The sequence below is a fragment of the Streptosporangium sp. NPDC000396 genome (assembly GCF_042898655.1).
In the GTDB taxonomy this organism is placed as follows: domain Bacteria; phylum Actinomycetota; class Actinomycetes; order Streptosporangiales; family Streptosporangiaceae; genus Streptosporangium.
Genome location: NZ_JBIAZA010000010.1, coordinates 208,211 through 222,137 on the forward strand (window position 1 = coordinate 208,211; position 13,927 = coordinate 222,137).

Below are 13,927 nucleotides of genomic sequence, written 5' to 3' on the forward strand. Positions count from 1 at the left end.
CTCATTCCCTACGCTACCGGCCCCCGATATCCCCTTTGATCAATGTATATTCCTACACCGACATTTCCTGTACGGCTCCCGCCGTCAGACGACGTTCTCCACTTCCTTCTCCGCATCCTTGATATGAATCTCTCCGGAGATCAGCTTCGGCAACAGAGTATTACGGAGCTCCGCCAGGGTTCGATTTTCCCGCTGCCGGGCAGCGGCAAGCGATGCAAGCGCATTCAATTTCTTGGACAACTCTTCACGAGCCCGTCCAACAGGAAAATGAATCTCTAAACGCGAGAGCCTGTCCGTCGCTAGCCGTCCCGTCCCGTGACCAGCCTCATCGACCATGCCTAGGATCTCATCGGTTCGATCAATGATGGCGAAGAAGAGCAGCATCGGGTCAATATCATTTCGCGCGATCAGCGCCTTGCAGTCCTGCCCGAAGGCGACCTCCTGCTGAGTGATTCCGATGCGGAACTCAGTCTTCAGACTCATACCACGGACCACGAAGATCACTGTATTAGCGGGGACCATCCTGGTCCCGTTTTCAGCTCCGAGCACTGTCACCTTTCGCTCGGAGTCGTCGATCCAGGGAGATTTCAAGCTAGCGGCAGAAATCCATGGGATCTCACCATTCCAATATGCTTCCTCGCTGGTTCTCGGCGTTCCCCCTGACAGCCACTTGGCAGCCTCGCCTAGGGAAACCGCCTGAAGATCACCACTCTCGCCCGCTCTTTGCCAGTACGCGAGCGCAAGTTCCCGAGATGTCAGCATGATGCGCCCGTTGAGCGCAATCTTGTCATCTAACGCTCCAAGCATCTTACCTATTTTCCGCTGTTCAGAAAGAGAAGGAATCGCAGGAATGGGAAGCTCGCGCACCTGGGCCACACGCAGGTGGGGAACTGTCGATCCAGAGGCACGAGCATGCAACACACCCTGAACCTGAGGCCCCAATAGAAAGTAGTGAAGGAAGCGGGAGTCCACAACATCAGGGTCTGGGCGAAGCAGCATTGTTCGCTGCCCCAAACATATTTTCATATTAGATTCAACTCTACCGACTCTCCCAACGGGTGCTTCACGAGTAAGAATGATGTCATTTTCCCGAGGAACTGCGCGAGTCGTCCAAATATTAAACGTTTCCTGATTTACCATTTTTGTTGAATGGAGAATAATACGTCCATCCAAAATATCTGGCGTACCAACAACGTGTGCGAACTTATCGCTACCTTCCACTTGAGGTGGCGTTCGATTCTTGCAGTCAACAATAAGCACACACAAATCTTCTAGAATTAGCCGATTACCCACCTCTGACCATCCTCGTTTGCTCACGCACAATGGCCTCCAAATTTGCCGACTCTTCAAAATAGCTCAAAAGGTCCTGAGTGAGGCGGACAATTTTATGAGCGGTAGGTTCCGAGTCTTCTTCCGAAGCAGCGGCCCCGACATAGCGGCCCGGGGTGAGGATGTAGTCGTTCTGCTTGATGTCGTCGAGATCTGCCGAATAGCAGAAGCCCGCGTCGTCGACGTAGAGATCCTTCGACGTACCCCGCCAGGCATGGTAGGTCCCGGCGATCTCGGCGATCTCCTCGTCGGTCAACATCCGCTCGGTGCGGTTCTCCATCACGCCCATGTCGCGCGCATCGATGAACAGCACCTGACCGCGCGCCGGTCCCTTGTCCCGGGCGAGGAACCACAGGCAGGCCGGGATCTGCGTGCTGCGGAACAGTTGCGGAGGCAGGGCGATCATGCAGGAGACCAGGTCGGCCTCGACCATGGAACGGCGGATGTCACCCTCACCCGACTGCTTGGACGACATCGACCCGTTGGCCAGGACGATCCCGGCCCGGCCGCGCGGAGAGAGCTTGGATGCCATGTGCTGTAGCCAGGCGAAGTTGGCATTGCCGACCGGCGGCACGCCGTACTTCCACCGGGGGTCCATACCGAGGAGTTCGCCGCCCCAGTCGGAGATGTTGAACGGCGGGTTGGCCAGGACCACGTCGGCCCTCAGGTCAGGGTGGCGGTCGTCGTGGAAGGTGTCGCCCCATTCGGAGCCCAGGTTGGCGCCGATGCCGTGGATGGCGAGGTTCATCTTGGCCAGGCGCCAGGTGTTCTGGTTGAGCTCCTGACCGAAGACGGAGATGTCGAAAGCTCGCCCGCCATGGGACTCGATGAACTTCTCAGCTTGGACGAACATGCCGCCGGAGCCGCAGGCGGGGTCGTACACACGCTCGCCGGGCCGCGGCTCCAGAACCGCCACTAGAAGCTTCACCACGCTGGCAGGGGTGTAGAACTCACCGCCGCGTTTGCCTTCGGCCTTGGCGAACCTCTCCAGGAAGTATTCGTAGGTCTCACCGAGCAGGTCACGGGCTTTCTTCGCCTGCTCACGGAAGCCGATCCGGCCGATGAGGTCGATTAGCTCGCCCAGACGCCGCTGGTCCACCTCGGTCCGGTTAAAGATCTTCGGAAGGACGCCTTCGAGATCCGGATTCTTCTTTTCGATCGCGACCATTGCGTTGTCGATGACCTCGCCGACCGTCATGCCGCCCGGCGACGTCTTGGCCCGGGCCGCCACCTTGTCGTAGCGGGAAGGTTCGGGAACGTAGAAGACGCCCTCGCTCATGTAGCTGTCAGGGTCATCAAGCAGTCGCTCTGCCGCGCTGCCCTCGATGCCGTCGGCCGCCAGCTCCGCGGCGATCTCGTCACGGCGCTCAGCGAACGCGTCCGAGACATATTTCAGGAAGACCAGCCCGAGCACGAAGTGCTTGTATTCGGCGGCATCCATGCTGCCGCGCAGCTTGTCTGCAGCCTTCCAGAGGACGTCCTTGATATCGGCGGGAGCGGCCGAACCGCTCCTGCGTGGTGGTGCCACGTGTTCCCTTTCACCTGTCATCCGCCAGCTCTCCCATCACCCGCAAAGAGCGGCCCGCGATCCCGGCCATGAGAGCGGCGCCGAAACCCCGCAGCGCCGAAAGCCTGCGCTGGAGCCCGGCCTCACGCTCCTCGACCTGTCTGAGCACGTCGTCCAGCGTCGCCACCTCCTCGGGGGTCAGCTCTGGCAGCTCCAGCTTCGTAAGGTTAACGCGTCTGACCAGAGGGCCTGAGGCTCGTTCCGGAACACCCGCCGCCACCAAGAGCGCGGCGAGGACCCGAGGGGTCATCCAAGGAGTCCTGCCCTCCTGGGTTTTGTCCTGGGCAATCCGGATCACCTGTGCGGGTGCCTCCACCACCTTTCCGCCCTTGGTGTCGACACAGGCATGAACCCGTCCGGTCGACAACACGACCACATCACCCGGCATGGTCCGCCGGACCGCCTCATAGTCTCCGAGATCGACCGCGAGGCTGAGATCGTCGACAGTTCGGCTGCCGACGACTCGCCCATCCCGTAACTCCTCGGCACCGACCAGCGGCACGTCCCCCTGTCCCAGGTCGATGGGATCGATTCGGTGGCCTGGGAGGAAGACGAGCTGCTTGGACCTGCGATACGCCCCGAGCTCACGGCATCTCCTTCCGGTCCGGTCGGCGACGACCGGCACCGTCAGAAGCTCGGGGTCGTCGGGGAACAGCTGTGCCAGCCGACGCTGTGCGTCGAGCAGGTCATTCGCCGCCGCATCCTCCAGAGGAGGCTTCGCCGTGCCCGGCTCGGGAAGAAGCGACCTCCGGTCGTCGCAGTCGGCGGCCCGTACCCTGTCAAAACCCTCTCGGGGCTCCGCCGGTCGGCCGTGCAGGATGGACACGACCTCGTCGATCCAGCGCCCGCCATGCGCACGTTCCAGTGCGCCCGCTTCCACTAGCAGCACCCACCGCTCCGGATCGGGCGCCTGATCGACCACGACAAGCGCCAGCTCCGCCCCCACACGAAACGAGTGCGACCGTGGCGGGAGCCGTACCACGGAATGAATCAGCCCTGACCGGGCCAGTTCCGCGCGCAGGCGAGCGGTCGGGTCGTGGAGCCCGGCCTGTTTCAACGCCCAGGCGGGTAGCACAACGAGACCACGGCCTCCCGGCTTCAAATGCCGGTGTGCCAGCTGCACCCACTTGAACGGATCCGGTTTCTTCGACCTTTTCCTTTTACCAGGGTCACTGGGAACGAACGGGGGATCCATGACGACCAAATCCACCCTGACGTCACAGTGTGGCCGAAAGGAGTCCTGGTGATACGTCGTGAGCTCGTAGCAGCCTGCCAGGAAGCTGAGTTTCAGCAGCCTCAGTGCGGAATCATCGATATCGGCCGCGAAAACGTCCAAGGTTTCGATAGGGCGGTCTTTCAGCACCCGCCGCAGCAAGGTCCCAATGCCGGCGGCCGGGTCGTAGACCGAGCCCCATGGTCTCCGTATCGCGATGGCTGCGACGAGCTCGCCGACCTGTCCCGGCGTGGTGGTGGCGCGGATGGTTGAGTCGACCCGGTCCGCCTGCTCAATCAGCCTGTCGACCACATCAAGAGGAGAGGCACCCTGCAGCATCTCCATCACAATCCTGGACAACCTGTCCGTTCCCGCGTTCAGCCCGTCAAGCAACGGTTTAAACAAGGGGGCCAGGTCGGGGCGCCGCTGATTGATCTGACGATAGGGATTCACGCCGAACGTCTCCCCCAACACAGTAGTCACCGCGGCCAGTGCCACCCCTCGTGCCACGACCTCGTCTCCGGGAAGGACGCCTCGCAGTTCCGAGATCGCGCGGAGTCGTAGCCGTTCTCGGAACCGCTCACCGTAGGTCTCTGGTCCGTCCAGTGTGATTTGCCCCAAGGGCAGCTCACGGGACTCGAGCCACTCGCCTACCTGGTCTGAGTCGAACAGCGATCGGCGACCGTCGTCTTTTACGGGTTGTGGGAAGTCGGCATGGCGGCGCCGCCAGTTGCTCACCGCCGGTCGTTTGACCCCGGCGAGTTCGGCTATGTCGCCCATCGTGAGTTTCACCGCCATACTGAGCTTCTGCCTCCTCAGATCCGTGGAAGCAAGCTGCCGTTCAAGACCCCCGCCTTACGGTCCAGGACCTCTGGGATCCGGCTGAACTTCTTCAGACACTGAGAGGCCTCCGGCGAGATGAAGTTCAGCACCCCCAACAGAGTCTCGAAGTCCTTCAGCAGACGCCGATGGTGAATGGGTTCACAGTGCGCCACACGGTTACGCAGCCGACATAGGTGATCGAGGTCGTTGTGTAGGACGGCGGGCCTATGGTTGGAGTAGCCGGAGAACTCGTGTCTCAATGCCGGCCACCACAGCTGCGTGTAGTAGTCGCTCCGGCGGGACAGCAGCGACACCCAGAAACCGAATGGAAGCTCCGCCACGATGTCATCCGCCGCGGACCTCGCGCGGCGCCGTGTCGCATCTTCAGCCTTGCCAAGAGCACGACGCGCGTAATCGGCCAGAGTGAGGTGGGGTGTGTTCCACCAGTCACGTCGTCCGTAGTATGTGGCAAGCCGACTGTCCATGGCGTTGCGCAGCACGACCTCCAGAAACTGCAGCGCCCCCGCGAAGGCGCAGCTCGCTTCCAGGTTCCACGCGTAGAGCCGGAGCCCGGCTTCCAGGTCTCCACCTGACGCGGCAAGGTAAGGCCCCAAGCGGGGTTGGGAAATCAGGTCCGCGATCCGCTTGGCCTCGTTGCGATCCACCGCACACCTCCCGCTGTGACCGGGAGTGAGTTATGATGGCTCACGTATGCCCCGGGTATCGCCACTGCTCTGCACGCGACCCGGGGCAAGCTTTTTCCAACAAAAGCCCGCTTTGCGCCTCTTCGTCGGGCCTCGCGGTAGTGCTCAACCACTGAGAAATCAGCAGCCTTCTCGCTTTCCAGACAAAGTTAACGCATAGGAAAGCGATGATCAAATAGCTCGTTAAGCCACCTTAACAGCAATCGCTATCTCCTGTACTTGATTTGATTATTTCAGCAACCCCTAATTCGACATAGGGGCGATCCGAAAATGCAACCATGTCGATTGGCGCCAGAGTTTGATCAGCAACACGGCGCGGACCCTGCTGACACCTGGCATTCCCCTAACTCCACCGCCCCGATCAAACCGCTGAACTGCGCGGCCTGGCCTCTGCCAACGAGGACAGCAAGCCAGCCGCGCCGGGTCGATACAGCGGCAAGCAGGGCTCTGGCTGTCCTTCTCCCTCGATGCGCTTTCCCACGCTGACTGGTTGCCATCACGACAAGGCGTAGTGATCCACAATGTTGTTCACCATAGGGTCTCCCTCAAGTGGAGGGCGAAGACATGGCTGAGCATGAGAACGCGCCAGCGGGTACCAACCCGCCCGTCCCCAGCGTGGCGCGAATGTACGACTACTACCTCGAAGGCAAGGACAACTCCGCGTCCGACCGCGAGGCCGCCGAGAAGATAATCTCGCTGGTGCCGAACATCGGCAAGGTCGACTGGGTGGCCCTCTACGCCGCCGCGGATTGTGCTCAGGAACGCATCGATACGCCCGTCACCTCGTCCTCGCCTCCATGCGCCGCTGAGACACAGAAGCCGACGCCCTTATCCGGCAGATCGAGTCAGCTCTGTGGTCGACTTGACCGCCGACATCCACACACGATCAGAGAAAGCCACCACATGACACGCTGGGCCCGTCCCCACCTAACCGAGCCTTAATAGCATTCAGATACAACGTGATCCGGGTGGACGCCCTGTCCCGGCGTGAGTCGCTCAGCATGATCAAGGAGACAGTGCAGAGATGGACGACGTGACCCAGGAACTCACCAATGCCCAATGGCGCAAATCCTCCCTCTCCGGTGATGATGGAAGCAATTGCGTCGAAGTGGCCAACCTGACCGGCGGACGCCGCGCCGTACGCGACAGCAAAGACCCCAACGACCCCGCCCTCATCTTCACCTCCGAAGAGTGGACCGCCTTCATGAACGCCGTAAAAACCGGCGACCTCGGCTGACCCCACGACACCCACGTTCACCCGAGAAGCCCTCCGGCCATCCGCCCGGAGGGCTTCTTCCTGCCCATGCCCTTGACCAGGCCTTCTTCGCGTATACCACCCACAGCAGAGAGTTGATATTCGATATAACCGAAGATATCTTCGGCTTATACGAAGATCCGCTGCACCTTTCGTTCCCGTCTTCGGAACCCAAACCAGGCAGAACCGCTCGCCACCCTTTACCTGCGGCCCCGGCGGAACCCGACTCTCGCCTCTTTCGCCAGAAATCTCCACGTGGTTCCCTCGAACCTGCACCCCGAAATCCACCACCTCGATGGTTTCATCCGGCAGATGACGGCACCGGAGTTCCCAAAGGCCGATCACCTTCGGCGGGAGGTCTCCGATGCGGACAGGAACTGGGCGATGGCCTCACGGGCGCGCTTCTCCTCGCCCGGGTTGTTCAGTTCCACGGCCAGATCGAGAGCGGCATTGTGCAGGTGTACGGCCTGGCCGGGGTCGCCCATGGTCGCCGCGATCTCCGCCAGACTGTTGAGCGCTTTGGCCTCGCCTCGCCGGTAGCCGAAGCGTCGATACAGCTCCAGCGCCTGCTCGTGATGGTCGCGGGCCTCTTCGAGCCGGCCCAGCCGGGTGCAGACCACCCCGAGGTTGTCCAGAGCGTCGGCCTCACCACCTCGGCTGCCGACTTCCCTGGACAGCTCCAGCGCTTGGCGATGCAGGTCGGCCGCTTGCGCGTACTGGCCCAGGCGTTCATGGACGATGCCGAGGTAGTCCAACGTCACGGCCTCGCCGAACCGGTCGCCGATCTCGCGGAACAGTTCAAGGGCGCGCAGGTTCGCCTCCCTGGCCCGCTCGTGGTCGCCGTCGTCCGTACCCACCCTGCCCAAGCCGACCAGCGCCCGCGCCTGACCTCGCAGGTCTCCAGAGGTACGGCAGGCGGTCAGAGCCCGATCGAAGTGCTCGCGGGCGACGTCATGGCTTCCCTGCACCTGATGTACCCAGCCGAGATCGGTCAGCGCCCGCCCTTCACCGGCCGGATCCTGGCGGCAGCGGGCGGCCCGCAGGGCTTTGCCGTACAGAGCCAGAGCATCGTCGTGGTGTGCGTGGTCGTAGAGATAGCGGTACAGCGTGGTGGCCAGCAAGCAGGTGTGCGCCAGGTCGCGATCGGCGGCCAGGACGAGGTTGGCTCGTTCGGCGTCCAACCAGGCCAGCGCCTGCGCGGCGTCATGGAGGGGGACCGGCGGCGGCGCGGATCGCTCGATGCGCGGTCGCCGGTGGGCGCTGTCGGGGTAGAGCACGTCCATGGCGGCCGACGCCGTGGTCAGCTGGTGGTCGAGCAGCCGGGTCAGCGCCGCGTGTCCCACGTGCGGCGGCTCCTGTTCTGCCGCGAGCTGCGCGGCGTACTGGCGGAGCAGGTCGTGGAAGACGTAGCGGCCGAAGGCGCGCTGCTGGAGCATGTGCGCGTCCAGCAGGTCCTCCAGCAGGTCCTCGGTGCGCTCTACGGGGAGATCGGCGAGCGCGGCGGCCGCGTACGATTCGATGTCGCGGCCGGGATGCAGCCCGAGCAGGCGGAAGAGCTGCTGCTGGTCGGCGGTGAGCTGGCTGTACGACAGGGTGAACGCGGCCGCCACACCGCGTTCCGACCTGGCCAGCTCGGTGAGCCTGCGGCGCTCGTCACGCAGGCGTTCGGCGAGATGGGCCGCGCTCCAGCGGGGGCGGTGCCGCAGGCGGGTGGCGGCGATGCGTACGGCCAGCGGCAGGAACCCACACAGCAGCAGGACCTCCGCGACCGCCTCGGGCTCGGTGGCCGCGCGCTCGCCGACGATGCCGGTGAAGAGCGCGACGGCGTCGGTCAGGGGCAGCACGTCCATGGACAGGGCCCGCGCGCCGTCCAGGTCGGTGAGCCGCTGGCGGCTGGTGATGAGCACCAGGCTGTTCGAAGTGCCTGGCAGGAGGGGCCGGACCTGGGCGGCGTCGGTCGCGTTGTCCAGGACCAGCAGTACGCTGCGGCCGGCCAGCTCGGCTCGCCACAGGGCGGCCCTTTCCGCCATGGACGCGGGGATGCGCTCGGTCGGTACGCCGAACTGCCGCAGCAGCACCTCCAGCGCTTCCGCGGGTTCGAGCGGCCGATGGCCCGTCGTGTGGGCGTGCAGGTCGATGAAGAGCTGACCGTCGGGGTAACGTTCGGCAAGCCGGTGCGCGACATGGACGGCCAGCGCCGTCTTGCCGATGCCGGCCATGCCGTCGATCGCTGCGATGGTCACCACCTGGGAGGCGGGCTCGCACAGCTCCTCCACCTGGACGGAACGGCCGGCGAAGTCGGCGACGTCGTAGGGCAGGAAGGCCGCCACGGGCCTGGCGGTGGTGGGCAGGTCGGCCTCCGCGGGCCGGATCGTGGCAGCCGTGGGTGGCTCACCGCGCAGGATGGCCGTCTCCACGGCATGGAAGGCCTGTCCTGGATCCAGCCCCTGCTCATCGGCCAGTCTGCGGCGGTAGTCACGGCCGACGGCCAGCGCATCGGCCTGGCGCCCGGCGCGGTGCAGGGCCAGCATCAGCTGCCAGGCCAGCCGTTCTCGTAAGGGATGCGCGGTCAGCTCGGCGGTCAGCTGATCGATGAGCTCCGCGTGCCTTCCGGCAGCGAGTTCGAGCTCCGCCAGTCGCTCGATCACGATCAGCCGCTGATCCTCCAGCCGGGCCCGGGCGCTTTCCGCGTAGTCGGCCTGAATGTCGGCCAAGGCCGGTCCGCGCCACAACGCCAGAGCGGCGCGCAGATGCCCGCGGGCCAGCTCTGGATCGGCCTCCGCGTGGGCAGCGGTCACCAGGGCGGTGAACTCCCTCAGGTCCAGCTGCCCGGGCGCCGGGGTGATCACATAACCTGCCGGTCGGGTCTGCACCAGGCGGGCCGCATCCGCGGCGCGCAGCGTGCGCCGGATCGCGGTCAACGCGGCGTGCACCTGTGCCCGGGCGGTGTCCGGCGGCGTCGGCCCCCACATCGCGTCGCTGAGCCGCTCGGCGCTCAGCACGAGGCCGGCATGCAGCAGCAGGTAGCCCAGGAACGCGCGGTGACGCGGTGCCAGGGCGGGAAGCGATCGGTCACCGGCTGACACCTCGACTGGGCCCAGGATCGCAAACCCCACATCCACCCGCGAATCCTACATTTGCCCCTTTGCCAGCGGGAGGCACAACAGAGCCATCGGCGATGCATAGACATCGCATCGCGATCGCATTAACGGCCCTCCCCATGCTGATCACATCAGGCGATCACCACCCATGAGGAGACATTCCCATGCAGGCACGCATGAAGAACCCCGCCATGGTCCTCCCCGGCGCCATGCAGGCGCTCATGAACCTCCAGAAGGCCACCGACCAGGCTGGGCTGCCCAAGATCACGTCTGACCTGGTGCTGCTGCGGGCCAGCCAGATCAACGGGTGCAGTGTCTGCGTCGACATGCACGCCAAGGACCTGCGCAAGCAGAGCGAGAGCGACGAACGGATCTTCGCCGTGGCCGCCTGGCGCGAGGCCCCGTACTTCACCGACGCGGAACGCGCCGCGCTGGCACTGGCCGAGGCGGTCACCCGGCTCGCCGACGGCGGCCAGGTGAGCGACGAGGTGTGGGACGAGGCCGCCGACCACTACTCCGAGGCCGAGCTCGCCGCTTTGATCATGACGGTCTCCACCGTCAACCTGTGGAACCGGCTGAACGCCACCACCCGGCAGATCGCGGGTGCGGCATGGTAGCGGTCGCGCTCGTCACGGGCGCGAACAAGGGCATCGGCTTCGAGATCGCACGCCTGCTCCGTGACTCGGGCATCACCGCGGTCATCGGCGCCCGTGACGAGGAGCGAGGGCGCGCCGCGGCCGAGCGGCTCGGCCAGCCGTACGTGCGGCTCGATGTCACCGACGCGGCAAGCATCCGAGCCGCGGCGACATGGATCGAACAGGAGTACGGCAAGCTCGACATCCTGGTCAACAATGCCGGGATCACCTTCGATGACGGGCTGCCCAGCCAGAGCACGACCGCGGAGGCCCGCCAGGTCTACGAGACGAACGTGTTCGGCGTCATCGAGGTCACCAACGCGATGCTGCCGTTGCTGCGCCGATCACCCGCGGGACGCATCGTCAACGTCTCCAGCGAACGCGGCTCGATCGGGCGCGCCCTGGACCAGGACCATCCGCTGTGGCCGATGCTCAACCTGGTCTACTGCTCCTCCAAGGCCGCCCTGAACATGATCACCGTGTCCTACGCCAAGGAGCTGTGGGACACCCCGATCAAGGTCAACGCGGTCGACCCGGGCTGGGTCAAGACCGACATCAACCACGGCACGGGCATCAAGACCCCCGAAGAGGGCGCCGCGCCGATCGTTGCCATGGCCCTCCTGGACGCCGACGGCCCCACCGCCACCCTCGTCCAGCACGAAGGCCCTCTTCCCTGGTAATCCCCGAAGGAGACAACAGCTATGGATCTGCGTCATACCGTCCGGGGGCGTGTACTGCTTCCCGGCGAGGATGGGTTCGACGAGGCGGCCCGCCCGTGGGCGGTGGGTGTCCACCAGCCGGTGTCCGCCGTGGTGGAGGCCGAGGACGCCGCGGATGTGGCGGCGCTGGTGCGGTACGCCCGCGAAGCCGGGCTGACGGTCACCGCCCAGCCGTCGGGCCATGGTGCCTCAGGCGACGTGCAGGGCGTGATCCTGCTGCGCACCGGCCGCCTGGACCGGGTGGAGGTCGACGCGGAGGCGCGCACCGCCCGGGTAGGCGCCGGAGCGCAGTGGGGCCGGGTGCTGGCCGAGACCGGCAAGCACGGCCTCACCGGGCCGGCCGGCAGCAGCCCGGCCGTGACGGTCGCCGGGTTCGTCGCCGGCGGCGGCATCTCATGGTTCGGCCGCACGTACGGCTGGGCAGCCGACTCGGTGCGCGCCTTCGAGATCGTCGACGCAGAGGGCAAGCAGGTTCGGGTCACCGGCGAATCCGACGGTGAGCTGTTCTGGGCGCTGCGCGGTGGCGGCGGCGACTACGCACTGATCACCTCGATCGAGCTGGCGCTGTATCCGGCGCCCAGCCTGTACGGCGGGCGGATCGTATGGCCCGCAGCCCGCGCCGGCGCGGTGTTCGACGCCTTCCGCCAGATCACCGCGAACGCGCCACGTGAGCTGTCGGTGTGGATCAACCGCATGGCCCCGCCGCCGCCCGCACCGCCGATGGTCTCCGTGGACGTGACGTACCTCGGCGGCGATGCCGAGGCCAAGGCGCTGCTGGCCGCCTTCGACGACATCGGCGGCAGCCTCTCCGACAGCCGCGGCCTGATGGAGATCGCCGACCTGGGCACGATCGCGGCAGAGCCGGTCGAGCCCAGCCCGATGCTGGCCCGCACCGAACTGCTGACCGGCCTGGACGATGCAACGCTGGAGACGCTCGCCGGTGCCGACCTCGCGCCACTGCTGAACCTACAGGTCCGGCATCTGGGCGGGGTGCTGGCCGAGGCCGATCCCGTCGGCGGCGCGGGTGGCGCCTTGGCCGAGCCGTACATGCTCTATCTTCTCGGCCTGCGGCTGCCCCACCTGACCGATGCGGTGCAGGCCAAACAGGTCGCCCTCGTTGAAGCTCTCGGCCAGGCGGTCAGCGGGCGCAAGCCGTACACCTTCCTCGCGCCGGCGGACAACGCCGCCCAAGCCTTCCCCGCCGACACGCTGGCCCGGCTGCGCGAGATCAAGCGCCGGCGCGACCCCTATGGCGTGTTCCGCGCCAACTTCCCGGTCCTGGACTGAAAGGCGTACTCACGTGTTGAAAATCGCGACCGCCGCCGCCCTGGTCGCCGCCCTGACGGCGACACCGGCGTCCGCCGACTGCTGGACCGCGATGTGGGCGACCGCTGTCCAGCAGCCGTCGGCCGACGTCTGGTACCCCACCTGGGCGGAGAAGGGTTTCGTCAATCACTCGGTACGGCAGGCGGTCCGCGTCACTGCCGGCGGCTCGACGATCCGGATCCGGCTGTCCAACGCCTACGGCACCACCCCGCTCCACCTGACCGGTGCCAGCGTGGGCAAGGCCGGCACGGGCGCCGCCGTGCAGGCGGGGACGCTCCGGCCGCTGGCCTTCGCACACTCCGCCTCCGTCGACATCCCCACTGGCGGGCAGACCGCCAGCGATCCCGTACGGCTGGCGGTCAAGCCAGGCGACCGGCTGACGGTGACGCTGTACTTCCAGGGCACCACCGGCCCGGCCACTTACCACAACCTCGCGCTGGCCACCTCCTACCGGGCCACCGGCGATCACACCCGCGACCCCGGCGCGGGCGCCTTCGCCGAGACCAACACCTCCTGGTTCTACCTGTCCGGCGTGGACGTGCACGACGACGGCGCCGCGGTGGCGACCTTCGGCGACTCCATGACCGACGGATACGCCGCCACCCAGGACGCCGACAACCGCTACCCGGACGCGCTGGCCCGCAGGCTGGCCGGGCGGCGGCCGGTGCTCAACCTCGGCATCGGCGGCAACCGGCTGCTCAACGACTCGGCATGCCTGGGTGAGCGGGGACTGACACGGTTCCGCTGGGACGTGCTCGGCCAGCCTCGCGTCAAGACCGTGATCGTGCTGGAGGGCATCAACGACATCCTGCTGGGTATGCAGGAGCCCACGCCCTGCACCACGCCCGCGACCAAGGTCAGCGCCAACGACCTGATCGCCGGCTACCGGCAGCTCATCCGCGACGCCCACGCGCGAGGCGTCCGGATCATCGGCGGCACCCTCCTGCCCGCCAATTTCACCGACGAGCCCGAGGCCATCCGCGACGCGGTCAACGCATGGATCCGGACCAGCGGCGAGTTCGACGCGGTCGTCGATTTCGAGCGCGCCGTCGCCGACTCCGCCGACCCTGACCGGATCCGGCCGGCCTTCGACAGCGGTGACCACCTGCACCCCAACCCCGCGGGCTACCAGGCGATGGCCGACGCCGTCGACCTGCACGCCCTGTGAAGCAGACCATGAGGTTCTCCACTCGGTCCGTGCCACCAGCCGCAAATCAGTTGTGCGTAACGCGTGCTCCTGTGGCTCGCGCTAATGT

11 protein-coding genes are annotated in these 13,927 nt (G+C 65.7%); 6 read left to right on the forward strand and 5 right to left on the reverse strand.

Annotated elements, in window-relative coordinates; genetic code table 11:
• Positions 1 to 84: 84 nt before the first annotated feature.
• The 4 genes from ACFY2X_RS18345 to ACFY2X_RS18360 are packed head-to-tail and all read right to left on the reverse strand — an operon-like array spanning position 85 to position 5,596.
• Positions 85 to 1,260 (reverse strand): restriction endonuclease subunit S, encoded by a 1,176-nt coding sequence (locus tag ACFY2X_RS18345; protein ID WP_389939564.1) that lies wholly within the window; start codon positions 1,258 to 1,260, stop codon positions 85 to 87.
• Between the two features lie 25 nt (positions 1,261 to 1,285).
• On the reverse strand, positions 1,286 to 2,878 hold the full coding sequence (locus ACFY2X_RS18350; protein WP_389939566.1) for a type I restriction-modification system subunit M: 1,593 nt from the start codon (positions 2,876 to 2,878) through the stop codon (positions 1,286 to 1,288).
• Positions 2,868 to 4,907 carry an N-6 DNA methylase gene (locus tag ACFY2X_RS18355; protein WP_389939568.1) on the reverse strand — a complete coding sequence of 680 codons (2,040 nt, stop codon included), beginning with the start codon at positions 4,905 to 4,907 and terminating at the stop codon, positions 2,868 to 2,870. Before ACFY2X_RS18355 ends, ACFY2X_RS18350 begins: the two co-directional genes overlap by 11 nt.
• Positions 4,908 to 4,924: 17 nt before the next feature.
• Positions 4,925 to 5,596: a hypothetical protein gene (locus ACFY2X_RS18360; protein WP_389939570.1), complete on the reverse strand. Its 672-nt coding sequence runs from the start codon at positions 5,594 to 5,596 to the stop codon at positions 4,925 to 4,927.
• Positions 5,597 to 6,199: 603 nt separating this feature from the next.
• Here ACFY2X_RS18360 and ACFY2X_RS18365 point away from each other — a divergent pair.
• Both ACFY2X_RS18365 and ACFY2X_RS18370 read left to right on the forward strand, forming a co-directional pair.
• The gene (locus ACFY2X_RS18365; RefSeq protein ID WP_389939571.1) at positions 6,200 to 6,577 is read left to right on the forward strand and encodes an SAM-dependent methyltransferase; all 378 of its coding nucleotides are present in this window, start codon (positions 6,200 to 6,202) and stop codon (positions 6,575 to 6,577) included.
• 82 nt (positions 6,578 to 6,659) lie between these two features.
• Complete coding sequence (locus tag ACFY2X_RS18370; RefSeq protein ID WP_389939573.1) at positions 6,660 to 6,872, forward strand: DUF397 domain-containing protein; 213 nt, start codon at positions 6,660 to 6,662, stop codon at positions 6,870 to 6,872.
• Between the two features lie 359 nt (positions 6,873 to 7,231).
• On the opposite strand, the gene ACFY2X_RS18375 is transcribed toward ACFY2X_RS18370, so the two are convergent.
• Positions 7,232 to 10,012 carry a tetratricopeptide repeat protein gene (locus tag ACFY2X_RS18375; RefSeq protein ID WP_389939575.1) on the reverse strand — a complete coding sequence of 927 codons (2,781 nt, stop codon included), beginning with the start codon at positions 10,010 to 10,012 and terminating at the stop codon, positions 7,232 to 7,234.
• 143 nt (positions 10,013 to 10,155) lie between these two features.
• Here ACFY2X_RS18375 and ACFY2X_RS18380 point away from each other — a divergent pair, with 143 nt between their 5' ends.
• Genes ACFY2X_RS18380 through ACFY2X_RS18395 form a run of 4 tightly spaced genes read left to right on the forward strand, consistent with a single transcriptional unit; the run spans position 10,156 to position 13,839 of the window.
• A complete protein-coding gene (locus ACFY2X_RS18380; RefSeq protein ID WP_389939577.1) occupies positions 10,156 to 10,608 on the forward strand; it encodes a carboxymuconolactone decarboxylase family protein in 453 nt (150 codons plus the stop codon).
• Positions 10,602 to 11,306 (forward strand): SDR family oxidoreductase, encoded by a 705-nt coding sequence (locus ACFY2X_RS18385; RefSeq protein WP_389939579.1) that lies wholly within the window; start codon positions 10,602 to 10,604, stop codon positions 11,304 to 11,306. Before ACFY2X_RS18380 ends, ACFY2X_RS18385 begins: the two co-directional genes overlap by 7 nt.
• Positions 11,307 to 11,327: 21 nt before the next feature.
• On the forward strand, positions 11,328 to 12,632 hold the full coding sequence (locus ACFY2X_RS18390; protein WP_389939581.1) for an FAD-binding oxidoreductase: 1,305 nt from the start codon (positions 11,328 to 11,330) through the stop codon (positions 12,630 to 12,632).
• Positions 12,633 to 12,645: 13 nt separating this feature from the next.
• Complete coding sequence (locus ACFY2X_RS18395; protein ID WP_389939583.1) at positions 12,646 to 13,839, forward strand: SGNH/GDSL hydrolase family protein; 1,194 nt, start codon at positions 12,646 to 12,648, stop codon at positions 13,837 to 13,839.
• Positions 13,840 to 13,927 lie beyond the last annotated feature (88 nt).